This window comes from Massilia brevitalea (assembly GCF_030711405.1).
GTDB lineage: Bacteria > Pseudomonadota > Gammaproteobacteria > Burkholderiales > Burkholderiaceae_D > Telluria > Telluria brevitalea.
Genome location: NZ_JAULSI010000004.1, coordinates 98,387 through 124,852 on the forward strand (window position 1 = coordinate 98,387; position 26,466 = coordinate 124,852).

Below are 26,466 nucleotides of genomic sequence, written 5' to 3' on the forward strand. Positions count from 1 at the left end.
CCGGCCATGCATTCATAGGCGGCCCGGGTAGTCTCGTTCTGGAACGTCCTCAGCCCCGAAACGGGCAGGGTAGGGATCTTCCAGCACAGACTTGGCCATGGGCTGCCGCAGGAAATCCTGCCAGCCAGGCCGCGTCAAACGTACTTCCCTGTCGAAGCTGCCTTGAACGCAACGGTCCATTTTTTCCTCGACCGCGTGCTTGCGCTCGATGAATGAACCGACCTGGTCCTCGTCGAAGCTGTTCTTCAGGTAGGGATAGTTAATCTCCAGCGTATTCATGCCCGCGGCAGCTGCCGGCTCCTTCAGGAGCTGGTTGACCTTGCCGAACAGCCGGTCGATGCGTCCGACCCGTTGCTCGTTGTCGCCCGGTGTCCATGCAATGCCGTAGTGGTGCACCTTCCTGCACTGGAGATGAAGGTTGATGCCTTCCTGGAAGACCGATGTCGCTACCAGCGTATTCGGATAGAACGGGCTGTTAAAACCGAGGATCAAATGCTGTCGATGGCTGGACTCGCCGCTGGCAAACCAGGCAGGGCTGGATAGCGTCGTCAGCGTTCGCCAGCCCTTTTGCCAGTCGTCGGCCTTGTGCTTGACGATCTTGCGGCAGAGTTGTTCAAAGGTGTCGAGCGCTGCGCCGAAATACTTCAGGAGCAGGGAGCCGGCGATCCGTTCGCGCACGTAGGCGACGAAATCCTGGTAGCGCTGGTGGACATTCGCATGCTGCTTCCTGGGCGGCAGCGCGCGCTGGAAGCGCGTATGCCAGCAGTAAAGCTCGACGATGACGGGACTGGCGAAGAGGAACCCGGCCTGGATATAGTTGCCGAAGTTCTCCGCGATCTTCGGTTCGCTGGCCGCCCAATGCCGCAAGATTGCCTGCTGCTTAGGGTGCAGGTGCGGGAAGACCAGCGACCACAGCGTCTCGATCTCAGCCCCGCCATCGTAGCAGTGCGTCTCGGCATTGGCCGGCCGCATCTTCGCCAGTTCCTTGTCTGTGAGCAGGCCATGTGCGGCGAGGCGCTGCGCCCGCGCCGCCTTGATGTAGTCGGCACGCGGCTTGTCGCCCTGGTGGACTTCATAGTATTCGGTATAGCCGCCCGTCAAATAGTCGGACGCAGGCTCCACGAACATGGCGTGGATGCTGGTCGATCGGCGCAGCGAGAGACTGAAGCGGGAACAATCCGTTGGCGGTGGCGGCGGCGCCTGCTTGTCCTTGGCTTTTTTCGTGACGAACAAGTCGGCGATCCTCGAACTCAGGTAAGCATCCTGTTCAAGATCCTCCTTATCCTTGCCCTCGTCCTCGGTATCGCCGTTACCTTCGCCGTCACCAGCATCTTCCGGCACGGCAGCGCCCGTATTGGCCCCGGCGTCCTCGACCAGTTCATTGAAGCCGTCGCGCGACCAGCGCTGGGTCTTGCTCCAGCGCCGGACCCGCGGATCGTCCTCGTCCAGGCCCCACGCCTGGCAAAGCTGGCGCGCGAATACCTCGTCGTAATGTTCATTGATGCGTTTGGTCAGCTCGCGCACGGACGGGATACGCCGTACGAAGACGAGGTGCTTGTCTTCGTGCAGAGGGTGCTGCCGGTCCGCGGCAAACAGACCCCGGGGCGCACATTGCTCGATCAGCCTGTCATATTTTGGATGCCCCGGGGCACGGCCGAACATGCCGTAGTATTCCTTGCCCATGTCACGCAGCAGCTGTGTGTCGGGAGCGACGGAAAAATCGTCCGTGCCATCCTTGTCGGACGGCTGGGTATGGCCAGTGGTTTCCGCATGCTCGAACTTGTCAGGCCCGGACGACTCGAATGCCTCGAGGAAGCCGTAGAGCATGCGACGATTCTCCTTCACGCCCTCGGGTTTGTGCACGAGCCTGTGCTGGTACAGCGCGAAGAACATTTCGGCTTCCGGACGGTCCGTGAAATCGCAGGGCGTGGCGATTTCATTGCGGTACTGGTGCTTCGTATACCCGGCATCGGCGCCGGCCATGATGCGGAAGCGGCGCAGCGCGTACTTCTGCATCAGTTCCTCGGCAGGCGGCCGTTGCTCTGCGCTACCGAGATCGGTGAAATAGCTCAGGATATTGCCGATGTCGGCCAGCTGGGTATGGCTGGGGGTGGCGGTAAGAACCAGCGTGCGCTGGCCGATGCGGCTGTCCGGTCCACCGAAAAACGCGCGTGCCGCGGCGGCACGTTGCGAGCCGCCGTCCTTGTTACGGAAGTAGTGCGCCTCGTCGACGATGACAAGGTCGAAGCCGGCACCGCCGAGTGCGGCCTGGATCTGCTCGTGCACCTCGCCGGCGGCCCTGTGTGCGGCGTCCTGCTTGTCCTTCTCGCCGTTATCGCCAACAAGTCCGCTGAGCGAATGTATCGTGGTCAGATACAGCTGCGCGGGTTGCTCTTCTGCCGAGCGCTGCGCGATTGCCTTGGCCAGCTCGCGCAGCTGGAAGTGGAGTGCTTCCCGCGGCACCGGTTTGCCGTCGGCGCTGGACTTGACACGGTCGTCGGCGTGGCGGTAGTGCCGGTCAATAAAGGCATCCCGTTCGATGAGCCAGTGGTCGCAGATATCGCGGTTTGGCGCCATCACGAGGATTTTCGCGTCGGGTTTCATGCGCCACAGCAGGGTGGCGACGCCGAGCGCCTGGAAAGTCTTGCCCATGCCGACTTCATCGGCAAGAAGGGCAACGCGCTGCGTCGACAACAGGTTCCAGAGACGCGCGACCCCTTCGGCCTGGAGCGAAGCCATGCTGGGCACGGCGTGTGCATCATAGTCCCATGCGGCATCCTCCTCATCGAAGTTGATGAGTTTCGCTACCTGACCCGGCTGCAAGCCTCCCCACTGCTCACTCATAATGGCACTGACCTCTAACAAGATTGACATAGTCGCCGCGCACTGCGGCGGGAGCGGCAGGCACCTCGATGCGAAGGCTGCGCCATCGCGACGGGGGCACTGGCGTGTAGCCTTTCGCACGCTTGGGCGCGCTGTGCAACAGCGAGGCGTGCCGCGCCTGTACGCATTCGCACAGCGAGCGCACTTCGTTCGCCAGGAACCAGTTGAACACCTCACGTCCGGTTTTCTTGATTTCGTCCCGCATCTTGTCGACCAGCTCCAGCAGGCACCCGGGCCATGAAAACACGTGATTCTCAAGATCATCGAGTTTCTCCAGTTGCAGCAGCCGCTGGCGGTACAGATGCATCGCATGGAACAGCCGGAAGTAGCTCACCCCGACCCGATCCGGTGCATCGCTGTCGGGAGCGGCATCCGGCTCCGGGAGCGCGTCACCGGGCAAGGACAGGGGATCGTTGTCGAGCGGCGTGCGCAAGGGCAGGTCGTGGAGCGACTGTGGATCGTCCCCTTGCACGACGGCTTCCAGCAGGTCCTGCAGCGTGTCGAAGGCCTGGGCACGGCGCGATCGCAGGTTCGTTTCCTGCACCAGCGCGCGATGGATTTCCACATCGCCGCGATACACGATAAACACACGGTCCCGCAACAATGCGCGATCGTCCACCGCCAGGTCGCCCGGATTCCTGGGCTGGCACGGCGCGTCCCATTCGAGCCTGACCGGCTCGCTTACCCCGGGCAGCCGGACCGAAAAGCCGTCCCCGGATTCAGTTCCGAGCCATTGTCCATCGAACATGTACGCGTGCGCGTGCCAGTCGAAGCGCACGTGCAGGTCGAAAGGCGGCAGCAGGTCGACCGTGAGGCTTTCCTCATCGAGCTGTTCGGATGAAGCAAAATCGGTGGCGCCCAGCGCGAGTCGCTTGCCGTGGGCCTTCTGCCAGCCATGGTCGTCCTTGACGATGAATCCGGCCTCGACATTGTTGTCGGGACTCCATTCGCCGTGCTCGTCGCGCACGCTGTTCGAGCCCGGGCCCGTAAAGTTCCAGGATCCGATGGCGAGCTTCCCCGGCAGCTTCCAGAGCTTGGCGTGACACAGCTTGGTTCTCTCGTGGCGCGGGGCAGGATTGTCGTAGGCGGCCAGCTGGCCTTGCGCCAGCATCCGTTCCAGCGCGTCGCTCCACTCGGTGCGCAGGTACTTTCCTTCGAGGCGGTCCGGTACCAGGTGAATGCGCAGATCCTCGATGCCGGCGGCGGCCTGCAGCTTGCCGACGAAGCCGGCAAGGTCGCGCGGCAGGTAAGGGGACCAGACGGCCAGGTCGCTGCCGGCCGCACCGGCGAGCAGCTGTTCCGGGAAAGTCTTGTCCTGGTAGCTGTGTACGAAGGACCAGTTCTCGGTTTCGTCGGTCAAGCCTCGACCGTCGCGCAGCGTGCAGGGAATGTCGGCAGCCCGGCACAGGTGCTTGAAGAAGTCGCGGATTTCGTGATGGTTTTTCCGGGTCGTGACCTCGTAGAACTGGAAGGCTTCGAGATTGCGTCCCCACCCGGACAGCGTGAGGTTGGCGCTGCCGGCGCCGATGACCCGCTTGCCATTGTCGTCTTCCAGATAGATCACCTTCGGATGAAACAGGCTGGTGTCGGAAAAGTAGTCCGCCGTGCGCGTGGGCCGCACCCCGTGCACCGGTATGCAGGTGCGCTTTACATGCCGGGTCTCGAGGAAACGTGGGTCGCAGAATATCCGGAAATCGGTGCCGCTGGATGTCAGTTCCTGCTGCAGCTGCTCGTACTCCAGCCGGCTGCGCGGTGGATTTGCGCCTAGCGCCATGGGCAGCACATAGGTTTCCACGAACTCGATATCGGCGTTGAAGCTGGTGAACCAGGCATGGCGCAGCTTGCCCATGCCGCTGACCTGTTTCTGGAGTTCTGCAAGAAGCTTCATGCGGCAGCGCCTTTCAAACCGTTCACGAAATTCCTGAACTGCGGCAGGTAATATTCGTTGTACCAGGCGCCTGGCGGCCAGGCTGCCGGGTCGGGGCGGGGCAAGGTGCGGGCATTGACCTTGATCGTGCCGTCCTGCTGGACCGACAGCCACGGCGCCTGGCCGCGCGCCTGCATGACGCGCGCGTGGTAGTCGGACAGCAGGCGGATCTGCTGGCCCAGGTCCCCGGTATTCGCCACATGCTGCAGTTGCGTGAGGCGTTGCGCAGCCGCGCTGCCCCGCACAGCCTGCAGGCCGGCATGGTTCTTTACGCCCTCGGCGAGCCCGCCCAGGCGTGCGTTGTCCCTTCCGAACCGTTGCCAGTGCCCGGCAACGTCGGCAACGGTGTGCGTCCGCTGGGACGCCATCAGGGTGAACAGCAAGGCGCAGTCGGAAAGGAAGGGTTCCAGCTGCGTGATGTGCTGCAGCTTGGCTTGGTCTTCAGGGGCCAGGCCTGCGTGCAAGGCTTGCTCCAGCGTGGCCTGCGGGGCCAGCTCGTCCGCCTGCCCGGCTTCGAGCACACCCAGCAGTGCGCCCGCCGCGCCGCTATCGAGTTCCGTTTGCGACAGCCAGAAATCGCGGGCGTAGGCGCCCACCACGGTTGGCGAAGCAAAGGCGCGGGCATACGCATGCGAGAGTTCGTCCGGCACCTTGTCCGCGAAATCCAATGTGCCCTCGTGGTGCAGCGTTCTCACGCATTCCTTGAGGTAGGGATGGAGCTGGCTCGCGAGCTCGTTGAGCAGCGTGTTCTTTTCCCCGGTGATGAACTGTTCGGCAGCGGTCCAGCGCGGCTGGGACGCGGGCTTGTTGTAGTTGTAGCTGCCGTCAAAGAAACCGATGTTCATCAGCGGCGACTTGTAGCGGCCGCTGACACCCAGGCCCAGCTGGCGCACCAGGATGTGTCCCGCGGGTCCATGGGTGAAGATGAGCGTCGGGTTGCGGTTGTCTTTTTCCGAGCTAGCGCGCGCCTTCGATATGCCGAGGATGCCGCCCGTGGCCAGCGTGCCGGTCTGTTCATGTCGGAGCATGGAATAGACGAACAGGTTCTCGAGGAACACCAGGCAGGCTTGCTTGAAATGCAGCGAGTCCTTGTCCTGGTATTTCTTTTGCAGAGACGTGCTGAGCAGGGCCGCGTCGTCGTTGACCAGTTTCCGGATGAGGAAATGATGAAACAGGTTCAGGGTGTAATTTCGAACGTCGTTCGATACGGAATTGATCCGGTTGCTGAATACCTGACGGCCAAAGGCCGACCAGATGATCAGGGTGCCGATCGGGTCGATATACGAGTCGCCCGACAGGCTCTCATCGAATTCGGTGAGATACTGCTCTAAAAACAAGCTCATGCTGGTGGCTCGAAAGATGGTCTGGATGTGAAACGCCTGCTTATTCGCTGACGGCCAGGTAGACCTCGTCCACCGACAGGCCTTTCATGATCAGCTTGACCATCGCTTCCTACTGGTACAGATCGACCTTGTATTTGCCGGAATTGGCCTTGTCCGCTTTGTAGAGCATGTCGCGTGCTTCCGTCTCGGACACGGTTCTTGCCAGCTTCTTCTCCGCGCGCTGCGCAGCGTCCCTTGCCTCGATATCGAAGGCGTTGGCAATGCCTGCGCTGACGTCGTCCCAGTCGTAGGCCAGCACCGCCGCCTTGTCGTGTTACCAGTCCCTGGCCTCTTGATAGGCGATGCCAGGCTCGCCGGTGGCGTTGACACCCAGGCAGGCCAGGTTGGGCAAGCCCAGTTTTTCGCAGATCAGCTGCACGACCAGGAGTCGGGTACCGATATTCGTGGGAATCGCCGCCTCGATGTACGGCGCCCTGGCGTGGGCCTTCCTAGTCTGCTCGATGAGTTTTCCGTAGCGGATCGTGATGTCGCGTTCCGCCTCCGGTTTCCTGAGCTCTTCCTTCAGATGCGCGAGCAAGACGGCAAAATAGAGGGGCGCGCAAGCGCAACGCTGATTACGGTAATGTTAGTGGATGGCATCTGAAATATCGTTATAGAATTTATTGCAATCTCGCAATAATACCCGAAGCGGGCGTGCGCCGGAGGCAAAGACCAAGGCACCGGCAATCAGCGCCGCCGTGGCGTTGCGACCGCCTTTAGCCCCCGGCCCTGGCGTCATCCCCCACCTCGCCGAGCCAGGCAATGAACTCCTCGGCCGACATCGGTTCGCTCATCTCCTGCCCGGACGCCAGGATGCGCGCGAGCAGCTCGCCGTTCTGCAGGATGCGCCGCTCAAGATCGCAGGCTCCCTCCCGCCCCGAGAAGAACGCCCACAGCCGCACCATGGCCAGCGTATCGAGGTGGCAGTAGTCGAGCAGCTGGCCTTCGATCTGGCGCTTGCGTTCAAGTGCGGTATCCGGCGCGATCGCTTCCAGAAAGGCGTGCATCGCCGCGCCGCCGTCCTGTACCCCTTCGAGCCGGTCGTAGCGCAGGTCGGGTGCGATGGCCGGCAGCACGCGCTTGATGCTCCAGCTGCCTTCCTGCGCGGGATGGTAGTAGCGCTGGCGCGCCACCGGCAGCAGGTCCACCACGCGCGCGTTGATCGCCAGCAGGGCCGGGGCCAGGTCGGGGAAGCGCGCCGCCAGTTCGGCGATGCGCGCGGTCTCGAACCCGGCGTTGTAGACGAAGACCGGACCCGCGCCGCGGCAGGCGTCGACCAGCGCTTCGGCAAAGGCGCGCGAGGGATCGTTCCCGGACAAATCGAGGAAGGCGCGGTGCTCCAGTTCCCCGGTCTCGTCCAGACTGTGCACGCTGAACTGGAACGGAATCATCTGGAACGGACGGGTGCCGGCCCAGACCGGCACCGCGAAGGCGATGGTCTCGAAGTCGATGAACCAGGCCGGCGGCGGGTAGGGAGCCAGGTCGGCGGCGGCGCCCTGGGCGTCGACGTAGGCCGTGCCGGCCAGGGTATGCTGCTTGACGCGCAGCTGCATGGCGTTCAGGAGGGCGTCCGGCACTTCGCGCATGTCGGCGGCGCCCTCGTCGATGTGCTGCTTCAGGGCGCGGCTGGCGATGCGCGGCAGCCAGCGTACCGGATAGTCGGCCTGCAGCATGCCGGCAGTGCAGTGCGCGGTGAAGCCGCATGCATGCGGGCTGGCGCAGTGGTCCCCGGGGCGGACGGCCGGCTCCTGCTCCTGCGCCGCCACCTCCTGGGCGCGGGCCACCCAGGCCGCGACCTCGGCGCTGCGCCCAAATGCTTGCGCGCTCAGGTCTTCCTCGACCAGCAGGCCGCGGTAGTCGCCGTTCCCGGGATATACCCAGCTGCTGTCGATGCGGGCCAGCGCGATGCCGTCGAGCGCGACGCCGGCCGCGCGCGCCACGAAAGCCTGGATGGCCGCATCGTCGCGGTGGTAGTCCTTGAGTTTGGTGGCGGACTTGACTTCGACCATGCGCCAGCGCCCTGCATTGGGATCGAGCGGTAGCAGGATGTCGGCAAAGGCGAGGGCGCCATCAGCCTCGAAGCCTGCTTCGAAGACCGGTTGCGCGCCGGCGAGCAGGTCGCGGCTGCGTGCCAGCGCCGCGTCGATGCCGTCGCCCATGGGATCGAGCAGCACGCCCTGGCGCTCGGGGTCGTACAGCCGGCGCGCCAGCTCGCCAACCCGGTGCCCGTTTGCGAACACGGCCTGGCTGGCGTCGTCGTCCTGGCGCAGACCGGGGCGGTGCAGTTCGAGCCAGAGGCGGCGTTCGCACTGGCGGAAGGCCAGTAGCTTGGACTTGGACAGGCGCGGCATGGACGTACCTTCATGGTGAAAGATTATGTCAATATTATTGCTTATTTGAAATAAAATGTCATGGCGCCGATTGCTTGCTCCCAGTGATGCCGGAGGTGGAGGTGGAGGCAGCGCAGCGCAACAGGAAGGCGCCGAACAGTTCGCACAGCAGGGGAATCTGGGTGTCGAGGCGATGGCCGCCCGGCACCAGGTGCAGGGTGCAGCCGCGCAGCCGCGCAAATGTAACCGAGTTCTCGCAGGGGATGACCTCGTCGTCCCAGCCGTGCACGATCTCCGCCTGGGTGGCCAGGATGGCGGGAGCCGCGACCGGGTAGTCCGGCATGTAGAGCGCGGGGGGCGAGCAGGAACACGCCGTCGGCGTCGACCCACACCGAGGCTTCGGCGGCAACCCAGCCGCCCATGCTCGACCCCACCAGCAGCAGCGGCTGGTCCACGCCCTTGCAGGCATCCCGCAGCTGGTCCAGGCGTACGCGCGGATCGGTGGTATGCGCGTAGTCGAGACTCAGCACGTCCCAACCGTGCTGCCGCGCGACGCCGGCCAGCGCGACGATCTTGCTGCCGTTCGGGCCGCTTTCTTTTCCGTGCACGAAATGCACCAGTCCCTTGCTCATTGTGGTTCTCCGTTGACATGACCGGTCGCCAGCGGCGCCGGTGGTGTCCAGTGCCGGCAAGTATACGGGCGAGGGCGACAGGCGCCGTCGCAGCGCTGTCGCAGTCCCTGCGGCCTGGGGCAATACCACGATCGCGAGCGGGCCTGTCGACATTTCTTATTGACAATATCTTTGCTAAGATGGGATGGTGAACCACTACCCGTGGCCGCCACTTGGCTGCCCCTTGCACATGCCTGCGCTGATCGAACACATCGACGCCATCGCGCGCAAGACGGGCCGCGCGGTCCTCTACCTCGAATTCCATCCGCAACCGTATCGGGAATGGCGCGCCTACCGTTTCGAGGACGATCCGATGCGCGCCGAGGTGCTGGCCTGGCTCGACGCGCACGGCGTGGAATGGGCTCCCTGCGGCCCGATCGCGGACCCCGCAATGCTGGCGCCCTGGCTCGGCCAGGTCTGGCTCGACGTTCCCTACGACGAGGCGCTGCCCGCCTACTGCGCGCTGCGCGACTACCTGGAACACCCGGACGGGACGATGCGCCATGCCGGGGTGCGCTTCTACGTCATGCCGCTCGATCTGGCGATGCAGAATGCCGCGCATGACGAACCGGGTTTCTGGGAACGCCAGGCGGAGGAATTCTGATGGCGACCAACCAGCAATCGCTGCTGCGCCAGTGGCACATGCTGCGCATGGTGCCGCGCGCGCCATTGAAGGTATCGGCGCGCGAGCTGTGCGAGCGCCTGTGCGCGGCCGGCTTCGCGGTGGTCAAGCGCACCGTCGAGCGCGACCTGAAGGAACTGTCCGATGTGTTCCCGATCGTGGCCGACAGCCGCGACAAGCCGTATGGCTGGAGCTGGCTGCGCGAGGCGTCGAGCTTCGACCTGCCCGGACTGACCCTGCCCGAGGCCCTGACCCTGTCCCTGGTCGAGCAGCATTTGCAGCACCAGCTGCCGCCGAACGCGGTCGATGCGCTGCGCCCGCACTTCCAGTCGGCGGCGCGCACCCTGGCGGCGGTGGACGACGCCGCGGCGCCGCGCGCCTGGCTGGGCAAGGTGCGCAGCGTGCCGCCCCAGCAACCATTGCTGCCGCCGCGCATGGACGACGACTGCCAGCGTGTCGTCTACATGGCGCTGATGCAGGACCGCCAGCTCCGGCTGCACTACCGCAAGCGCGACGCCGACGCCACGATCGTGTATCCCGCGGTGCATCCGCTGGCCGTGGTGCAGCGCGGCGGCCTGGTCTACCTGGTGTGCACCTTCGGCAGCTACGACGACGTCCGCACCATCGCCCTGCACCGGCTGCAGCAGGCCGAGGCGCTGTACGAACCGGCGCGGCGCCAGCCCGGCTTCGACGTCGATGCCTTTATCGCGTCCGGCGAGTTCGGCGTGATCGCCGGTGCGCCAATCACCCTGCGCGCCGTGTTCACGCGCGCCGCCGGCGAACACCTGTTCGAAACGCCGCTCAGCGCCGACCAGGTGCTGGCGCCCGACGCGGCGGGAGGCCTGCAATTGTCGGCCACCGTGCCGCATACCCGTGCGCTGGTGTGGTGGCTGCTCGGGTTCGGCGACGGGGTGGTGATCCAGGAGCCGGCCGGGCTGCGCGCGGAGCTGGCCGGCATCGCGCGGCGCATGGCGGCGGCGTATGGGACCGCGGCGTCCCTCCCGGCTTAGGCCAGCAGCGCGGCACCGTCGTAACACTATTCCGGCAGCGCCACGCGTGCGCCACGGCCGCGTCCCCCTGACTACCATGACAGCATCGAAACAACAGGAGAACATGATGCCGCGAGGAGCCAGCCCGAAACGCGAACGCGAAGCCAAGAAACTGGAACGCAAGTTCAAGAAGGAAAAACGCTACAAGGGACGCGAGGATGAAGTCGCGGCCCGCATCGTCAACAAGCAGCGCGCAGCCGCCGGCGAAACCAAGACGCGGCACAAGCCGAAGCGCCGCACGGCATCGCGCCGCAAGAGCCGCAGCAGCCATTCGCGCACGCGGCGCAGCACGGCGAAGAAGTCCTCCAGCTGATCTTGGACCAAGCCGGGGGGGGGGGCCCCGGGCAGACCGCCCGCCCNCCAAGACGCGGCACAAGCCGAAGCGCCGCACGGCATCGCGCCGCAAGAGCCGCAGCAGCCATTCGCGCACGCGGCGCAGCACGGCGAAGAAGTCCTCCAGCTGATCTTGGACCAAGCCGGGCGCGCGGCAGCCGTCACTGCCGCGCGCCCGCTCCATGCCTGCGGTGATTCTGACTGCATGCGTTGTCAAGTTGCAACGAACCCATGCGCAAACGCGCAGTCAATACCGCGTTCAATTGAATACTGAACAGCAATATCGTTCTATCCTGCTATTCTAGTTTCCTCTTGGAAATTTCCATTTAGTACCGCAATCCCAGCACGCATCGTACGAGGCCTGCCGGTCGGATCACGCACATCCGTCCCGCAGCATGCATGGCTGCGCCTTTTCATCGACCACCTACAAACAGAATAAGCATGCTCACTTCCGCTACCCTCGCCACTGCCGACAGCCGGCTCGACATGGCCCATGCCGCCCTCGACGCCATCCAGCGCACCCAGGCCGTCGTCGAATTCGACATGCAGGGCCATGTCCTGCACGCCAACCAGAACTTCCTTGATGCGATGGGCTACACGCTGGGCGAGATCGTGGGCCGCCACCACCGCATGTTCTGCGCCGCCGACTACGTGGCCTCCGAAGCCTATGGCGCGTTCTGGAACACGCTCGGCAGCGGCCAGCCGAGCCAGGGCGAATACATGCGCCTGGGGTGCGACGGGGTGCCGGTGTGGCTGCAGGCCTCGTACAACCCGGTGTTCGACGGCGAGGGCCGCCCGGCCAAGGTGATCAAGTTCGCCACCAACATCACCGCATCCAGGCTGCAGCAGGCCGAGAATGCGGCCAAGATCGACGCCATCGACCGGGTCCAGGCCGTCATCGAATTCGGCCTCGACGGCAGCATCCTGCACGCCAACGCCAGCTTCCTGGACACGCTCGGCTATACCCTCGACGAGCTGAAAGGCCAGCACCACCGCCTGTTCTGCGAGCCGGCCTACGCGGCGTCGCCTGAATACGCGCTGTTCTGGGCGCACCTGGGCAAGGGCGAAGTCCACGCCGGCCAGTTCAAGCGCCGCCACAAGGCCGGGCGCGATGTCTGGATCAGCGCCTCGTACAACCCGGTGTTCGGCGCCGACGGCAAGCCCGTCAAGGTGATCAAGTACGCCACCGACATCACTGCCCAGACCTTGCGCAACGCCGACTACGAAGGCAAGAGCCAGGCCATCGACCGGGTCCAGGCCGTGATCGAGTTCGACTTGCAGGGCAGGGTGCTGACCGCGAACGCCAACTTCCTCGATGCCATGGGCTATGCGCTGGACGAGATCCGCGGCCAGCACCACCGCATGTTCTGCGACCCGGCCCTGGCCGGTTCGCCCGAGTACCTGGCGTTCTGGGACCGCCTCGGGCGCGGCGAGTTCAACGCCGGCGAATACCGCCGCGTCACGCGCGCCGGCAAGGAAGTCTGGCTGCTGGCTTCCTACAACCCGATCTTCGACGCCGACGGCACGCCGATCAAGATCGTCAAGTTCGCCACCGACATCACGCAGCAGAAGCGCCAGGACACCGAGGTCAAGGGCAAGCTGGAGTCGATCGGCCGTTCGCAGGCCGTGATCGAATTCGATTTGCGCGGCAATGTGCTGAGCGCGAACGATAACTTCCTGCGCACCATGGGCTATACAAGCGACGAAGTCGCCGGCGCCCACCACAGCATGTTCTGCGACCCGGCGCTGGTAAAAAGCGCCACCTACCGCCATTTCTGGGCCAACCTGGCGCAGGGCCAGTTCCAGTCCGGGCGCTTCCAGCGGCGCGGCAAGCACGACGCCGACATCTGGATCGTCGCCACCTACAACCCCATCCTCGACGTCAACGGCAAGCCCTACAAGGTGGTGAAGTTCGCGATAGACGTCACCGAGCAGGTGCACCGCGAGGAGCTGGTCAGCGCCAAGGTCAAGGCGATTGGCGGCGTGCTGAACGAACTGACCCAGTCGATCGCGGCGATTGCCCAGGGTTCGCAGCAGTCGAGCGAACTGGCCACGCGCACCCAGCGCGACGCCGCCGAAGGCAGCAAGCTGCTGGACCGTTCGCGCCAGTCGATCGGCGCGATCCAGCAGGCCTCGGGCGACGTACGCGAGATCATCGACACCATCAGCGACATCGCCGGCCAGACCCACCTGCTGGCGTTCAACGCGGCAATCGAGGCGGCGCGCGCGGGCGAGCACGGCAAGGGCTTCTCGGTGGTCGCCAACGAGGTGCGCAAGCTGGCCGAGAAATCGGCGCTGGCCGCACGCGAGATCGCCAAGCTGATCAACGAAACCGTGACCCGCGTCGGCGAAGGCACGCGCCTGTCCGGCGAGGTCGAGGATGCGTTCGGGCGCATCGTCGACTCGGTGGAAAAGACCAGCGCATCGATCGGCGGCATCCATGCCTCGACCAGCGCCCAGGCCAGCGCCACGCGCAACGCCTCGGTGCTGCTGGGCGAACTGGAACGCATCGCGACGGAGCGCTGAGCGATGCCGTCGGCAACATTCCTGCACCTGGCCGAGGCCGGGATCGGCTCGGTATGGGTCGGTATTCCGGCGCACAGCGTGCTGCAGGCGCTCACGCTGCCGCCGGCGCTGGCACTGCTTCCGCGCCGCCATGGCGCCCTGCTTGGGGTGGTGGAGCACGAAGGGCGGCTGGTGCCGGTGGTCGACCTGGCGCGCTGGGTCGACGTCGGCACGGCGCCGGCGGAAGAACGGTCCGGTACGGCGGCAGCGGCGCGCGTGCTGATCCTGCACGCCGGCGGGCGCACGATCGGCCTGCAGGTCGACCGCGTCGGCGGCCTGGCCGAGGTGGCGGCGCACGAAGTCACGCGCCTGCACCACGACGATTCCGAGGACGAAGTCTTTCACTGCGTGGTGCGCGCGCCCGCCAGCGGCCGCATCCTGAGCCTGCTCGACGTCGACCGCCTGGCGCGGCTGGCCGCGGCCTGGCATCAGGACGCCGGCGCGTTGCACGATACGGATGCGGATGCCGCGATGCCGCCCGCCACGGCGGACGGGCCGTCGCCTGTTGCGCGTTCGTATGCGGTGCTGCAGGCGGGCGCCGCGCGGCTGGCGCTGGCGGCCGATGCGCTGACCGAAGTGCTGCCGATGCCGGCGCTGGAACCGCTGGGCGCCGGCATGGCCTACTGCAGCTGGCGCGGACGGCACGTGCCGGTGCTGGCGCATGCGGCGCTGGGGCTGGAGGCAATGGCGGACGGCGCCGCGCCCGCGTTGCTGGCGATCGTCGAGCACGGCGGGCTGGCGCTGGGCTTGCCGGTGCACGCGGCCCTGAGCCTGCAAACCTTCGATACGGCGGGGCTGGCGCCGGCGGACGGCTGGCTGTTTGCATTGTTCGAGCCCGATGGCTCGCCGCTGCGCCTGCTCGACGAAGCGCGCCTGTTCGCGCGCTTCCCGGAGGCGGAGCTCAGCCGCGATGCGGGCACGGGCGCCAGGCGCGGGATGGAGCAGGATCGCCGTGCGGCCAACGCCACCGCCTACATCGTGTTCGAAGGCGACGGCGTCTATGCCACCGCCATCAACACGGTGGAGCGCATCGTCAGCCTGCGCGAGGTGGCGAGCGATGGCAAGGGCGCCATGGCCTGGGAAGGCCGGCCGATCCCGATGCGCGATTTGCGTAGCGGCGTGGGCGATGCTGCCGAGGGAGCCGATGCCGTACGCGGCGACGTGATGGTGGTGCGCAGCGGGACAGGCTGCGTCGGCTACGTCGTCGCGCGCGTGCACCTGCTGCTGCCGCCCGGCAGCGGGCGGATCTACCGCATGGGCGGCGCGGGGGCAGGATGGGAGTTCATCGCAACAAGCGGTGACGACGCCGAGCAGGCCAGTTATCGGATCGTCGACCTGGGCGCGCTGGCGGCTTGAGTCGGCAACGAGGAGTTGCCGCTTCCCCGCAGGCGCCCACTCGCGCGAGCGCTTCGGTGATCGGGGCTGGAGTGGAGCGGAGCGTGGTCTTGTTAAGTATATAATTACTTATGACCAATATCTTCCGCCCCCATTCCCTACGCGCGCTGTTGTTGCGATGCCTGCTGCTGGCGTTCTGCCTGTCGGCCCATGCGGCCAAGGCCGAGGAAATCCAGTCGCCGAACCGCAACCTGACGCTCCACTTTGCGCTCGGCGCGGCTGGCGCGCCCACCTACAGCCTGAGCTACAAGGGCCGTCCGGTCATCAAGACCAGCCGCCTCGGCCTGGACCTGAAGGAGGGCCCCGGCCTGACGGATGGCTTTGCCGTGGCGTCCACCAGCACCAGCGCCGTCGACGAGCGCTGGAACCCGGTGTGGGGCGAGGTCAAGACCATCCGCAACCATTACACCCAACTCACCGTCACGCTGACCCAGGCAGCCACCAGGCGCACGATGCTGCTGCACTTCCGCCTGTTCGACGACGGCCTGGGCTTGCGCTACGATTTCCCGAAGCAGCCGAACCTCGACTATGTCGTGATCAAGGAAGAGCGCACGCAGTTTGCGCTGGCCGGCGACCACAAGGCCTTCTGGCTGCCGGGCGACTACGACACCCAGGAATACCACACCACGACCTCGAAGCTGTCGGAAGTGCGCGGCCTGATGAACAAGGCGGTCACGCCGAACGCCTCGCAGACCACCTTCTCGCCGACCGGCGTGCAGACGCCGCTGATGCTCAGGAGCCAGGACGGCCTGTACATCAACCTGCATGAAGCGGCGCTGGTCGACTATGCGGCGATGTCGCTCGACCTCGACGACAGGAACATGGTGCTCGAATCGCACCTGACGCCCGACGCGCGTGGCGACAAGGGCTACCTGCAGACGCCAGCGGTGACGCCATGGCGCACGGTCATCGTCAGCGACCGGGCCGGGGACATCCTCGAATCGAAGCTGGTGCTGAACCTGAACGAGCCGACCCGGTACAAGGACGTTTCGTGGATCAAGCCGATCAAGTACGTGGGCGTGTGGTGGGAGATGATTACCGGGCGCAGTTCCTGGTCGTATACCGACGAAGGCAACATCAAGCTCGGCAGCTTCGACTATGCCAGGGCCAAGCCGAACGGCACCCATGCCGCGAATACCGCGAATGTGAAGCGCTATATCGATTTCGCCGCCAAGCACAAGCTCGATGCGGTGCTGGTCGAGGGCTGGAACGTGGGCTGGGAAGACTGGTTCGGCAAGCACAAGGACGAGGTGTTCGACTTCGTCACGCCGTATCCGGACTTCGACGTGCAGGAGCTGCACCGCTATGCGGCCAGCAAAGGCATCAAGATGATGATGCACCACGAAACCAGCGGTTCGATCCGCAACTACGAGCGCCACATGGACGCGGCCTACCGTTTCATGGCCGAGAATGGCTACAGCGCGGTGAAGAGCGGCTACGTCGGCAACATCCTGCCGCGCGGCGAATACCATTATGGGCAGTGGATGAACAACCATTACCTGTATGCGGTGACCGAGGCGGCCAAGTACAAGATCATGGTGAATGCCCATGAAGCGGTGCGCCCGACCGGCCTGTCGCGCACCTATCCGAATTTGATCGGCAACGAGTCGGCGCGCGGCACCGAGTACGAATCGTTCGGCGGCAACAACGCGGACCACACGACCATCTTGCCGTTCACCCGGCTGATTGGCGGACCGATGGACTATACGCCCGGGATTTTCGAGACGCGGATCAGCGCGTACAACCCGAAAAATAAATCGTTCGTGCACAGCACGCTTGCGCGCCAGCTGGCCCTGTACGTGACCATGTACTCGCCGCTGCAGATGGCGGCCGATCTGCCGGAGACTTACGAGAAATACCTGGATGCCTTCCAGTTCATCGAGGATGTGGCTGTCGACTGGGACGACACCAGGGTGCTGGAAGCCGAGCCGGGCGACTACATCACGATTGCACGCAAGGCCAAGGGCAAGAGCAGCTGGTTCGTGGGGAGCACGTGCGACGAGCAGGGGCGGACGTCTTCGATCGACCTGGGCTTCCTCGATCCTGGTAAAAGCTACGCTGCCACGATCTATGCTGACCGCAAGGATGCGCACTATGAAAAGAATCCGCAGGCGTATGCCATTCGCAAGATGAAGGTGAGCAGTGCGACGAAGCTGAGCCTGTATTGTGCGCCAGGTGGTGGTTACGCGATCAGCATCGTGGCGCAGTGAGGCATCCGGCAGGCTCCGCCTTTGAACGCAGCCTGCCGGTGTGCTGACCGGCCCGAAAAACCGTCGCGGTCCGCCTGTCGTTCAGCGCTTCGCTGCGCGGCGGCGCAGCGTGCCGGCCAGGCCCAGGCCGGCCAGCATCAGCGCCAGCGAGCCGGGTTCCGGCACCTGCATGGCATTCTCGAAACTCAGGTCGTCCATCACGTACGAGGCCGGAAAGTCGCTGGCCACGACGATCGTGTCGATCGCTCCCGTCCAGCCGCCGCCGAGGTAGGAAGGCACTTCCGACAACTGCAGTGTCGCCGAGCTGCCAACCAGCTCGCCGCCGAAGTACAGGTCGAAGCGCACGCTGCTGTCGCCATATCCCGAGAACCACGCACCCCCGAAGATTGTTGGCGACAGGAAGCGGATGGTGCTGGCCACGGGCCAGTTGTCCGTCCAGTCGGTGGTGACGCGGCCCTGGCCGGAGTGGGCCGTGAACGGCGCCTGCTCCCAGGTGAAGACGGACATGCCCGCCTTCGACCAGTCCAGGTCACCATAGTTCACCGGCATGGCGGCGTTGCCGTCGGGGCCGACGATGTCGTCGAAGCTCAGCACGGTCGCCGAGGCGAACGGAGTGCACAACGCAAGGGTGGCGCTGACGGCGAGATTGCGGATGATGGGATGCATACGATTCCTTTCGATGTAGTGCGGAAAAGCGGGAAACAGCCGGCTGCACACCGGCTGCGTGGTCAGACGCGAACGCTATCGGTCAGCCGCGGCCGAGGGCCGGGTCGCTGACCGTATGGCGGCCGGTCTCGACGCGGCCGGCGAAGCGCCGTACATAGTCGGTCTGTCCCGACACCGTGGCGCTGAGGTCGTACCAGTAGCCATTGCTCGCCACCGGAATGCGCACCACAAGCTCGCTGCGTGGCGCCACCGTGTGCAGTTGCCTCAGCGTGGCATACGCATTCGCGTTCAGGTTGAAGGTGCATGGCGCCGCGCCGGTGTTCACCAGGCGCAGCACCAGTTCGCCGCTGGCGCCATCGCAGCGCACCTGCACGTCGGGGCGTGGCTGGCCCGCGGCGACGGCGCGCAGCGCGCTGCCCGTGAAGTGCCGGTGGTAGCCATTCGGCCCCAGCACCCACAGGTCGTAGGGGCCGCCGACTGCGGGCGTCCACGCGTCCGACAGCGACTTGCCCGGCTCGACGGTGTAGCGGCGCGGGACGGCGGCGAGATTCTTGCGGTCGTACACATGGAACACGGCGCCCTGGCGGCCGCTGTTGACGAAGGTGAGCGCCACCTGCGCGGCGTTCATCGTGGCGCCCGGCAGCACTTCGCAGAGGGTTGCCAGCTCATACGGCAGCGCACGCGATGGGCGGGTGCCGATGGCCTGCACCGGCAACTGGGGCGAGACGGGCGGCGTGATCTGCGCCAGCTGCCCCTGGGCGGCGCGCAGGGCGTCGGCCTGGCTCCTGCTCTTGCGGCCTCCCAGCGCCGGCAAGGCCTCGCTGTTCGGCGTCTCGAAATTGAAGGCGCTGATCAGGTCGCCGCACACGGCGCGCCGGAACGGGCTGATGTTCGGCTCCTGGACGCCGAAGCGCGTTTCCAGGAAGCGCAGCACCGAGGTGTGGTCGAACACTTGCGAGTTGACCCAGCCGCCGCGGCTCCAGGGCGAGATCACGTACATCGGCACGCGCGGGCCGGGCCCATAGACGCGCCCGTCCGGCGCCGGCTGGCGGGTGCTGCCTTCGGGCCGGCCGTGCGTGTAGTATTCGGCGCCGAGGGCGCCGGGCGCCAGCGTGGTCTTGCCCGCGTAGCCGCCCTTGCCGTCGGGCGAAGGGGCGGACGGCGAAGGCACGTGGTCGAAGTAGCCGTCGTTCTCGTCGAAGTTCACGATCAATACCGTCTTGCTCCAGACCTCGGGGTTGGCGGTCAGGGCGTCCAGCACCTCCTGCAGGAACCATGATCCCTGCACCGGGCTCGATGGGCCGGGGTGTTCGCAGTAGATCGATGGCGCGTTCATCCACGATACCTGCGGCAGCCTGCCCTCGCGTATGTCGCGCTTGAACGCGTCCAGGTATTGCTCGGGCCGGGTACCGGGCAGGGTGTTGGCGATGCCCTTGTAGAGCGGGTTGCGGGTGTTGTCGGTCGCGGCGTCGTACGCGTGGTAGGGCAGGGCCTGGCCGGTGTTGGTGTACGGCTGGTTCGGTGCTCCGCCGCTCGACACCGGGTAGCCCGAGGCAAGGTTGGCGCGCTTGAACTGGCGGAAGGCGCCGAGCATGTTGTCGCCCCATTCGTCGGGCATGTTCTGGTAGCTGATCCAGCTGACGCCGGCCGCTTCCAGCCGTTCGGCGTAGGTGGTCCAGGTGTAGCCGGTGTTCACGCCGGCCACGGTGCCGTCGATCGCGTCCCACTCGTTGGTGACAAAGGCCTTGCCGGTGGGGACGGCGCCGTTGGTGCCGGTCAGGAAGAACGAGCGGTTCGCGTCGGTGCCGGTGTGCATCGCGCAGTGGTAGGCGTCGCATAAGGTAAAAGCATTCGCCAGGGCGAAGGCGAACGGGATCTCTTTTTCCTTGAAATAACCCATCGAGATCGCGTTCTTGTAGCGCGGCCACCCGTCCATGCGGCCGTTGTCCCAGGCCAGCTGGCTGTCGAGCCAGTCGTGCGGCGTGCCGTTGGCGCGCTGGGCGTTGCCGCGGCTGGAGTCGAGGTGGAAAGGCATCATCAGGTTGCCGTTCGCCATGCGCTGCTGCCACACATTGCGGCCATCGGGCAATGGGATCGGGAAGCGGTCGCCGAAGCCGCGCACGCCGGAGAGGGTGCCGAAGTAATGGTCGAAGGCGCGGTTTTCCTGCATCAGGATCACCACGTGTTCGACGTCCTTGATGCTGCGCGTGGCGTTGTTGGCCGGAATGGCCAGCGCGCGCTGGATGGCTGGGGGAAAGGCTGCGTAGGCAGCAGCGGCGATGCCCGCCTGGGCACTGCCGCGCAGGAATCTGCGTCGTGAGGTCATGGCTGTTCCGAGAAGTTGTGTTTGCTCGAAAGCAACTTACGTTGCTCAATGTTGTCATGCCGATACGAAGCAGGACGAAGAGAATGTAAGCGGCGTGCATGACGGTGCGATGACACGCGAACCGGAAGCGCGGACAGGAAGTGCTCGTGGAAGACGCCGATGGAAACTGCGCGGATGCGGGAAGAGAGGGCGGCTGCAGGGCATGGCCCTGCGCCGGGTTGCAACGGAGTGGAACGTGACCGGCGACTCGGCGGTGCATGCCGCATGCGCCGGTCTTGACGCCTTTTACTGCTTGGCCGCCTCGTAGCGGCGGTTTACCTCATCCCAATTGATGATGTTGAAGAACGCCGCAATATAATCCGGCCGGCGGTTCTGGTAGTTCAGGTAGTACGCATGCTCCCACACGTCCAGCCCCAGGATCGGCGTACCGCCCGACAATCCCGCGAAGCTGCCCATCTGCGGGTGATCCTGGTTGGCGCTGCTTTCCACCAGCAGCTTGCCCTCCGATCCCACAGTCAGCCAGGCCCAGCCGCTGCCGAAGCGCGTCTGGGCGGCCTTGGTGAAGGCCTCCTTGAACTTGTCGTAGCCGCCGAGATCACGTTCGATGGCTTCGGCAACCGCGCCCGTCGGTTGGCCGCCGCCGCCGGCCTTCAGCACCGTCCAGAACAGCGAGTGGTTGGCGTGGCCGCCGCCGTTGTTGCGCACGGCGGTCTGGATTTGCTGGGGCAGCGTATCGATGCGGGTCACCAGCTCTTCGACCGGCGCGCTGTCGTCGACGCCGGCTTCCTTCAGCGCATTGTTCAGGTTGGTAACGTAGGCCTGGTGGTGCTTGGTATGGTGGATTTCCATCGTGCGCGCATCGAAGTGCGGCTCGAGTGCATCGTATGCGTAAGGCAGAGGTGGCAGTTCATAAGCCATGATCGTTCTCCTATTTCGGTCGATGGGACGCCGGACGGTCGACAGGCCGGACCGGAATCAGGCTGCCTGTGCAGCAAGCGTGCTGCCTGCCCTGGACGTCCGCAGTTGGACATGAGGTCAAGCGATTTGCTTGCCCCGACCCTGTTAGCGTAAACAAGAGATCGAGACCGGGGCGCGCGGCTGACTGGGATCATGCTTTCCGATGGCGAATGCAGCGAGGAGCATGGCGAGGATGACGATGTAATACCCGCGCGAATGTAGCACCTAGCTTTACAGGCACGTGATCATTTTTGTTGTTAATATGACATATTTGTGGCGCAACACCCGCTGTTCAAGCTCTACAATGGCTCTGGCGCCACCTTCGTGTCGCTCGTCATGGCGACGCGCTGATACGCCGGAGGCCCGGGCTTGCAGGACGATGCCATGCCGGGCCACCTGCCAAGCCGCGGCTTATTGTCCAGCTACTGCGTGCGGCTTCGGTTTGACCGGTCTGGCAAGGATCCGGACAGCGGTGCGGTTTGCGGGATCCACCGTGCTGCCAGTCGGGGCAACAATGCCAACGGGCGTGATGCGGGCAGCATAGCCGATTGAATTGGCCAGCACAAAGCCTGAGTCGATCGCCTGCTGCGGTGCGATGATCGCAAAATACCGGCCTGGCTCCAGGATGACGTTGCCAAGGCTTGCCGTCTCGAACCTCACCGTGAGCGGATCGCGATCGTGCGTCAGCGGGGCTGCCGCAACCACGAAACGGGGATCGGGCGCGCCATCCACCGAGCGACGTATCTGGAACACGAATGGCAGGGTATTCGGGCATTGCGGAACACCCGCAACGATCTGTGCGCAGTTGTTGACGAAGGCGCCGACCTGGGTAAGCACCGCACGGCGTGTCAGTGTAAATGGCGGTCCTACAAATGCCTCGGAGAACACGGCATAGCCTCCGGAACCGAAGACGCTGAACGTCGTGCTGGGCGTGGCGCTGCCCAATGTGTTGAGCACGGTGAATTCCTGCCCGAGGCCCGGGTTCGCCTGCGCCGACGACATGCCGGCGACTGTCTGCGCCCCGCTCACGCCCGGCAGCGCGGATGCGATTGCCAGGAGCAGCACTGCAGTCATCCCGATCTTCGGCTTTGACCTGCCGGGGCGATGCGTTGGCGTTCCCATGCTGTTCATATTGTCCACGAATGCCTCCTTGCTAAACGCTACCGTGACGAAACGGCATGCCACCCTGGTGTACGCGCTGACGGCAACGCCCACCAAGGCTTCGAAATGCTCAGGTTTGAGCCCGAATCCCGCTGATAGGTTGCAGTCGCATTTTTGAGGAATCTCAACATCGTCAAAGAAGCGAATAGCCCAGGCCAGGCGGGGGGCTGTCATCGGCTGGCACCAAATTCAACGCAGTAATCAGGGAACCCGGCGACGCCAAACGCGATCTACATTCCTGGACGCTGACGCTATGCCGTCGTGCTGTGCAACCGCACTGAAAGGATCATCATGTCCAGGCTTTCGCATCCATCTTCCATCGAGACCCTTGCGCCGTTTCGCCGCTCGCGCGAGTGCCACACGGCCGTTCCTGCCGACATCGAGGGCGAGGTTCCCGGCTGGCTGCGCGGCGAGGTCGTGCGCACCTGCCCGGCGGTGTTCGACGCGGCAGGCTGGCACGCCCAACACTGGTTCGACGGCCTCGGCATGGTCTACGCGTTTCGCATCGGCGAGGCGGGCGTCCACTTCCAGTCGCGCCTGCTGGAGTCGGAAGCGGCGCGCGACGCCTGGCAGGGCAAGGCCAGGCTGGGCAGCTTCGGTACGCCGACCGCGCGCCCCTTGTGGCAGCGGCTGGTCGAGCCGGTGCCGCGCATTACCGACAACAACAATGTCAACATCACGCGCATCGGCCCCGACCTGGTGGCCATGACCGAAGGCAATCGCCAGCTCATCATCGACGACGCCACGCTCGCCGCCGAGGGCCCGCTGCGCTATGCGAACGACGCGCTGCATGGCGCGATCATGACCGCGCACCCGCATCTCGACACCCCGCGCAACACGGTGGTGAACGTCGCCACCTCGTTCGGCATGCACGGCACGATCTCGGTGTACGAGCATGCGCCGTCCGCGCGCCGGCGCGAGGTCATCGGTGCCTGGCAAACCGCGCACGTGCCGTATGTCCACACCTTCGGGCTGACACCGGATAGCGCGATCCTGGTCGCCCATCCGTACGCCGTCAAGACCGCGAAGATGCTGTGGTCGAGCAAAGGCTATATCGACCACTTCGACTGGCATCCGGAACAGGGCACGCGCCTGGTCGTCATCGACCGCGCCACGGGTGCGGTGCGCGAACACGTGACCGACCCCTTCTTTGCTTTCCATACGGTGAATGCCTTCGAACGCGGCGACGAAACCGTGCTCGACCTGCTGGCCTACCCGGACGCCGGCATCGTGGCCGACCTGCGCGTGGAGCGCATGCTGGCCAGGCTGCCCGACCTGCGGCCCGCACTGCTGCGCATCACGATGCGCCAGGGCGTGGAACGGGCAAGCAGCGAAAAGCTGGGCGACCTGGGCTTCGAGTTCCCGTCGACGAACTACAGGCGCGTGAATGGCCGCCCTTACCGCTATGCCTATGGCGCCGCAAACTGGCCCGAGGCCGACCACACCTACAATTCAGCCCTGGTCAAGGTCGATCTCGAGACCGGCAAGTCAAGCGCCTTCCGCGATGAGCCCTACGTGTTTGGCGAGCCGCTGTTCGTTGCGCGTCCGCACGGCGAAGGCGAGGACGACGGAGTGCTGCTGTCGGTCGGCTCGGCGCGCGATGACGAGTCATCGGTGCTGGCCGTGGTCGATGCCGCGAGCATGACGGCGCTCGCGCGTGCAACCGTGCCCAGTGCCATTCCACTTGGTTTCCATGGCTCGTTCGTTCATTGACTGGCCGGTTGACGCTGGCGGCAAACCTGCCTAAGCTGGACCTTCGTCAAAGCGGGCGAGTGACCATGATCTTGCGGGAATGGCGGGCCGAAATCCGCCGCAGCGAGCGCGATGCCTATGTCGACTACGTGCGCGCAACCGGACTGGCAGGCTATGCCGGCACGCCCGGCAACCTCGGTTCGGCGATTGCCGTGCGCGACCTGGATGCCGAGCGCAGCGAAATCGTCACCTTCAGCTACTGGTCGTCGATGGAAGCGATTGCCGCCTTCGCCGGCGAACCGGTCGACCGTGCGCGCTACTATCCCGAGGACGACAAGTATTTGCTGACCCGGCCGGACAAGGTGACGCATTACGAGGTGTTGGGAGACTGGTCGCCGAGGGCGATCGCACAGGACGGATGAAGGCAGTTCGGGTGTTGCAGAGTGTTCAACAATCGGCCATCATGAGCCGACCGCGACTTCTGCGAACACAGCCATGAACGATTGTCATCCGGCCGCCGTCCCTGGCAGCGGCATCGCCATCTACGACCGAACGCAGACCGCGGCCTTGCTCGACTTTGCCGAACTGGTCGAGGCAGTCGCCGTGGCCGCCGCGGAACTCGACGCCGGCGTCATCCGCAGCCCGGAACGGCTGGTGGTGCCGCTGGGCGCGGGCGCCGTCATGCTCAGCATGCCCGCTGCTGCGCAGGACATCGCCATCCACAAGCTGGTCAACGTCCACCCCGATAACAAACGGCGCGGCCTGCCCGCCATCCACGGCGCCGTCACCGTGTGCGACACGGCCACCGGCCAGGTGCGCTGTATGCTCGACGACCCCGAAGTCACGGGACGCCGCACCGCCGCCGTCAGCCTGCTGGCGATCCGCCAGCTGCTGCCGCAGCCGCCGCAACACATCCTGCTGATCGGTACCGGCACCCAGGCGCGCTACCACGTTCAGGCCCTGCATGCGCTGTATCCTCAGGCGCAGGTCTGGGTGCAGGCGCGCACGCCGGATGCCGCCGCGCGCTTCTGCGCCAGCCACCGCAGCCTGCACGGTGGCCTGCAGCCACGCGGGGGCGCCGCTCCCGCCATGGACGTGGTGATCACGCTCACCACCAGCACCGAGCCGGTGTACGACGAAGCCCCGCGGCTGACTGCCTGGTGATTGGTGTCGGCGCCTTCCGTCCGGAGATGGCGGAGCTGGGCGCCACGACCATGCATGGCAGCGACCTGTATGCCGACGATCCTGCCGGGGCGCGTCACGAAGCGGGCGACCTGCTGCGGGCCGGCGTCGACTGGTCGCGCGTGGCGTCGCTTGGCGCCCTGATGCGCGGTGCGCTCGATCCGGCGCGGCCTGCGGTGTTCAAGAGCGTCGGCACCGCGGCCTGGGACCTGGCTGCCGCACGCGTGGGCCTGCGCCGCGCCGGCCTGGCGGAGGCAGCGTCCGGCAATGATTCGCATCCTTTGGCAGAATAGGTAACCTGCCATCTCCAAGGAATGCTCACGTGCGTGACGATTACCACTTCTACGAACCGGCGTGCGGCCACGGCCTGCCGCACGATCCCTTCAACGCCATCATCGGCCCGCGCCCGATCGGCTGGATCTCCAGCCGCAGCGCGGACGGTGTCCTGAACCTGGCGCCATACAGCTTTTTCAACGCCTTCAATTATGTACCGCCGATCATCGGCTTCTCCAGCCAGGGCCGCAAGGATACGCTCAACAACATCGAGGCCACCGGCGAGTTCGTGTGGAATTTGGCCACGCGTCCGCTGGCCGAAGCGATGAACGTCAGTTGCGCGCCGGCGCCGCCCGAGGTCGATGAGTTCGAACTGGCCGGGCTGACGCCGGCGCCGGCACGGGTGGTCAAGACGCCGCGCGTGGCGGAGTCGCCGGTCGCCTTCGAGTGCCGCGTCACCCAGGTCATCCCGCTGCAGACCACGGCCGGCAGCGATACCGGTAACCGGCTGGTGCTGGGCGAGGTGGTGGGCGTGCACATCGCCCGGCATTTGCTCATGGATGGCATCTACGACACCGCCGGCGCGGGGCACATCCTGCGCGGCGGCGGGCCGGCGGATTATTTCGAGATCACGGAGGAGCAGCTGTTCCGGATGCGGCGGCCGGGCTATCCGCTCGAGCGCTGAGCAATCGGGCTACGTGGGAATACGGGGTCCCGTACGGTGGGCACTCCGTGCCCACGCGGTTACGTGCGTATCCTGTGGCCGCTGGCCGAGCCGCAGATTCCCGTGGCTAATGCAGCATGGCGCAGTATGCTGATACGGTGTTCGTCCGGGGCAGGTG

Annotated in this window: 20 protein-coding genes and 2 pseudogenes; 10 read left to right on the forward strand and 12 right to left on the reverse strand. The window is 65.4% G+C overall.

From position 1 onward, the window contains the following. Window positions 1-12: 12 nt before the first annotated feature. The 8 genes and pseudogenes from QWL29_RS03545 to QWL29_RS26915 form a co-directional block, all read right to left on the reverse strand. On the reverse strand, window positions 13-2,844 hold the full coding sequence (locus QWL29_RS03545; protein WP_305821509.1) for a DEAD/DEAH box helicase: 2,832 nt from the start codon (window positions 2,842-2,844) through the stop codon (window positions 13-15). Further along, window positions 2,837-4,771, reverse strand: coding sequence for a phospholipase D-like domain-containing protein (locus tag QWL29_RS03550; RefSeq protein WP_305821510.1), 1,935 nt, complete (start codon window positions 4,769-4,771; stop codon window positions 2,837-2,839). The genes QWL29_RS03545 and QWL29_RS03550 overlap by 8 nt, the downstream gene beginning before the upstream one ends. Continuing rightward, the gene (locus tag QWL29_RS03555) at window positions 4,768-6,153 is read right to left on the reverse strand and encodes a hypothetical protein (RefSeq protein WP_305821511.1); all 1,386 of its coding nucleotides are present in this window, start codon (window positions 6,151-6,153) and stop codon (window positions 4,768-4,770) included. The genes QWL29_RS03550 and QWL29_RS03555 overlap by 4 nt, the downstream gene beginning before the upstream one ends. 109 nt (window positions 6,154-6,262) lie before the next feature. Continuing rightward, a complete protein-coding gene (locus QWL29_RS03560) occupies window positions 6,263-6,451 on the reverse strand; it encodes a hypothetical protein (RefSeq protein WP_305821512.1) in 189 nt (62 codons plus the stop codon). A 15-nt stretch (window positions 6,452-6,466) separates the two neighbouring features. After that, window positions 6,467-6,730, reverse strand: coding sequence for a hypothetical protein (locus tag QWL29_RS03565; RefSeq protein ID WP_305821513.1), 264 nt, complete (start codon window positions 6,728-6,730; stop codon window positions 6,467-6,469). Between the two features lie 178 nt (window positions 6,731-6,908). Next, a complete protein-coding gene (locus QWL29_RS03570; RefSeq protein ID WP_305821514.1) occupies window positions 6,909-8,543 on the reverse strand; it encodes a DUF2779 domain-containing protein in 1,635 nt (544 codons plus the stop codon). A gap of 58 nt (window positions 8,544-8,601) precedes the next feature. Further along, the gene (locus QWL29_RS03575) at window positions 8,602-8,865 is read right to left on the reverse strand and encodes a hypothetical protein (RefSeq protein ID WP_305821515.1); all 264 of its coding nucleotides are present in this window, start codon (window positions 8,863-8,865) and stop codon (window positions 8,602-8,604) included. A gap of 106 nt (window positions 8,866-8,971) precedes the next feature. Further along, window positions 8,972-9,307, reverse strand: a pseudogene (locus QWL29_RS26915) (hypothetical protein); the annotation flags it as partial. Between the two features lie 76 nt (window positions 9,308-9,383). Here QWL29_RS26915 and QWL29_RS03580 point away from each other — a divergent pair. The 6 genes from QWL29_RS03580 (at window position 9,384) to QWL29_RS03605 (ending at window position 17,367) form a co-directional block, all read left to right on the forward strand. After that, complete coding sequence (locus QWL29_RS03580) at window positions 9,384-9,797, forward strand: hypothetical protein (RefSeq protein WP_305821516.1); 414 nt, start codon at window positions 9,384-9,386, stop codon at window positions 9,795-9,797. Beyond that, complete coding sequence (locus QWL29_RS03585; RefSeq protein WP_305821517.1) at window positions 9,797-10,825, forward strand: helix-turn-helix transcriptional regulator; 1,029 nt, start codon at window positions 9,797-9,799, stop codon at window positions 10,823-10,825. The genes QWL29_RS03580 and QWL29_RS03585 overlap by 1 nt, the downstream gene beginning before the upstream one ends. Before the next feature lie 103 nt (window positions 10,826-10,928). Next, a complete protein-coding gene (locus tag QWL29_RS03590; RefSeq protein ID WP_305821518.1) occupies window positions 10,929-11,177 on the forward strand; it encodes a hypothetical protein in 249 nt (82 codons plus the stop codon). A 461-nt stretch (window positions 11,178-11,638) separates the two neighbouring features. Then, window positions 11,639-13,723 (forward strand): methyl-accepting chemotaxis protein, encoded by a 2,085-nt coding sequence (locus tag QWL29_RS03595; RefSeq protein ID WP_305821519.1) that lies wholly within the window; start codon window positions 11,639-11,641, stop codon window positions 13,721-13,723. Window positions 13,724-13,726: 3 nt separating this feature from the next. Continuing rightward, the gene (locus QWL29_RS03600; protein ID WP_305821520.1) at window positions 13,727-15,118 is read left to right on the forward strand and encodes a chemotaxis protein CheW; all 1,392 of its coding nucleotides are present in this window, start codon (window positions 13,727-13,729) and stop codon (window positions 15,116-15,118) included. A gap of 110 nt (window positions 15,119-15,228) precedes the next feature. Further along, entirely contained in the window at window positions 15,229-17,367 is a 2,139-nt protein-coding gene (locus QWL29_RS03605; RefSeq protein WP_305821521.1) for a glycoside hydrolase family 97 protein, read from the forward strand. 81 nt (window positions 17,368-17,448) lie between these two features. Here the strand turns inward: QWL29_RS03605 and QWL29_RS03610 are convergent, their stop codons facing one another. From QWL29_RS03610 to QWL29_RS03625, 4 genes are all read right to left on the reverse strand, one after another. Continuing rightward, window positions 17,449-18,033 carry a PEP-CTERM sorting domain-containing protein gene (locus QWL29_RS03610; RefSeq protein ID WP_305821522.1) on the reverse strand — a complete coding sequence of 195 codons (585 nt, stop codon included), beginning with the start codon at window positions 18,031-18,033 and terminating at the stop codon, window positions 17,449-17,451. An 82-nt stretch (window positions 18,034-18,115) separates the two neighbouring features. Beyond that, on the reverse strand, window positions 18,116-20,359 hold the full coding sequence (locus QWL29_RS03615) for a phosphocholine-specific phospholipase C (protein ID WP_305821523.1): 2,244 nt from the start codon (window positions 20,357-20,359) through the stop codon (window positions 18,116-18,118). A 285-nt stretch (window positions 20,360-20,644) separates the two neighbouring features. Beyond that, window positions 20,645-21,277: a superoxide dismutase gene (locus QWL29_RS03620; protein WP_305821524.1), complete on the reverse strand. Its 633-nt coding sequence runs from the start codon at window positions 21,275-21,277 to the stop codon at window positions 20,645-20,647. Between the two features lie 450 nt (window positions 21,278-21,727). After that, window positions 21,728-22,651 (reverse strand): hypothetical protein, encoded by a 924-nt coding sequence (locus QWL29_RS03625; RefSeq protein WP_305821525.1) that lies wholly within the window; start codon window positions 22,649-22,651, stop codon window positions 21,728-21,730. A gap of 117 nt (window positions 22,652-22,768) precedes the next feature. Here QWL29_RS03625 and QWL29_RS03630 point away from each other — a divergent pair, with 117 nt between their 5' ends. The 4 genes and pseudogenes from QWL29_RS03630 (at window position 22,769) to QWL29_RS03645 (ending at window position 26,309) form a co-directional block, all read left to right on the forward strand. After that, complete coding sequence (locus QWL29_RS03630) at window positions 22,769-24,190, forward strand: carotenoid oxygenase family protein (protein WP_305821526.1); 1,422 nt, start codon at window positions 22,769-22,771, stop codon at window positions 24,188-24,190. A 65-nt stretch (window positions 24,191-24,255) separates the two neighbouring features. After that, a complete protein-coding gene (locus QWL29_RS03635; RefSeq protein WP_305821527.1) occupies window positions 24,256-24,591 on the forward strand; it encodes a hypothetical protein in 336 nt (111 codons plus the stop codon). A 73-nt stretch (window positions 24,592-24,664) separates the two neighbouring features. Further along, window positions 24,665-25,644: pseudogene (gene lhpI, locus QWL29_RS03640) on the forward strand (bifunctional Delta(1)-pyrroline-2-carboxylate/Delta(1)-piperideine-2-carboxylate reductase). 29 nt (window positions 25,645-25,673) lie between these two features. Continuing rightward, window positions 25,674-26,309, forward strand: coding sequence for a flavin reductase family protein (locus QWL29_RS03645; RefSeq protein WP_305821528.1), 636 nt, complete (start codon window positions 25,674-25,676; stop codon window positions 26,307-26,309). Window positions 26,310-26,466 lie beyond the last annotated feature (157 nt).

Bases quoted from the DNA above. Each gene is read 5' to 3' on its own strand.
- QWL29_RS03570 (WP_305821514.1), bottom strand. From the start codon at position 8,543: ATGCCGCGCCTGTCCAAGTCCAAGCTACTGGCCTTCCGCCAGTGCGAA.
- QWL29_RS03635 (WP_305821527.1), top strand. From the start codon at position 24,256: ATGATCTTGCGGGAATGGCGGGCCGAAATCCGCCGCAGCGAGCGCGAT.
- QWL29_RS03580 (WP_305821516.1), top strand. From the start codon at position 9,384: ATGCCTGCGCTGATCGAACACATCGACGCCATCGCGCGCAAGACGGGC.
- QWL29_RS03595 (WP_305821519.1), top strand. From the start codon at position 11,639: ATGCTCACTTCCGCTACCCTCGCCACTGCCGACAGCCGGCTCGACATG.
- QWL29_RS03615 (WP_305821523.1), bottom strand. From the start codon at position 20,359: ATGACCTCACGACGCAGATTCCTGCGCGGCAGTGCCCAGGCGGGCATC.
- QWL29_RS03610 (WP_305821522.1), bottom strand. From the start codon at position 18,033: ATGCATCCCATCATCCGCAATCTCGCCGTCAGCGCCACCCTTGCGTTG.
- QWL29_RS03600 (WP_305821520.1), top strand. From the start codon at position 13,727: ATGCCGTCGGCAACATTCCTGCACCTGGCCGAGGCCGGGATCGGCTCG.
- QWL29_RS03555 (WP_305821511.1), bottom strand. From the start codon at position 6,153: ATGAGCTTGTTTTTAGAGCAGTATCTCACCGAATTCGATGAGAGCCTG.
- QWL29_RS03605 (WP_305821521.1), top strand. From the start codon at position 15,229: ATGACCAATATCTTCCGCCCCCATTCCCTACGCGCGCTGTTGTTGCGA.
- QWL29_RS03585 (WP_305821517.1), top strand. From the start codon at position 9,797: ATGGCGACCAACCAGCAATCGCTGCTGCGCCAGTGGCACATGCTGCGC.
- QWL29_RS03545 (WP_305821509.1), bottom strand. From the start codon at position 2,844: ATGAGTGAGCAGTGGGGAGGCTTGCAGCCGGGTCAGGTAGCGAAACTC.
- QWL29_RS03630 (WP_305821526.1), top strand. From the start codon at position 22,769: ATGTCCAGGCTTTCGCATCCATCTTCCATCGAGACCCTTGCGCCGTTT.
- QWL29_RS03550 (WP_305821510.1), bottom strand. From the start codon at position 4,771: ATGAAGCTTCTTGCAGAACTCCAGAAACAGGTCAGCGGCATGGGCAAG.
- QWL29_RS03590 (WP_305821518.1), top strand. From the start codon at position 10,929: ATGATGCCGCGAGGAGCCAGCCCGAAACGCGAACGCGAAGCCAAGAAA.
- QWL29_RS03575 (WP_305821515.1), bottom strand. From the start codon at position 8,865: ATGCCGGACTACCCGGTCGCGGCTCCCGCCATCCTGGCCACCCAGGCG.
- QWL29_RS03620 (WP_305821524.1), bottom strand. From the start codon at position 21,277: ATGGCTTATGAACTGCCACCTCTGCCTTACGCATACGATGCACTCGAG.
- QWL29_RS03625 (WP_305821525.1), bottom strand. From the start codon at position 22,651: ATGACAGCCCCCCGCCTGGCCTGGGCTATTCGCTTCTTTGACGATGTT.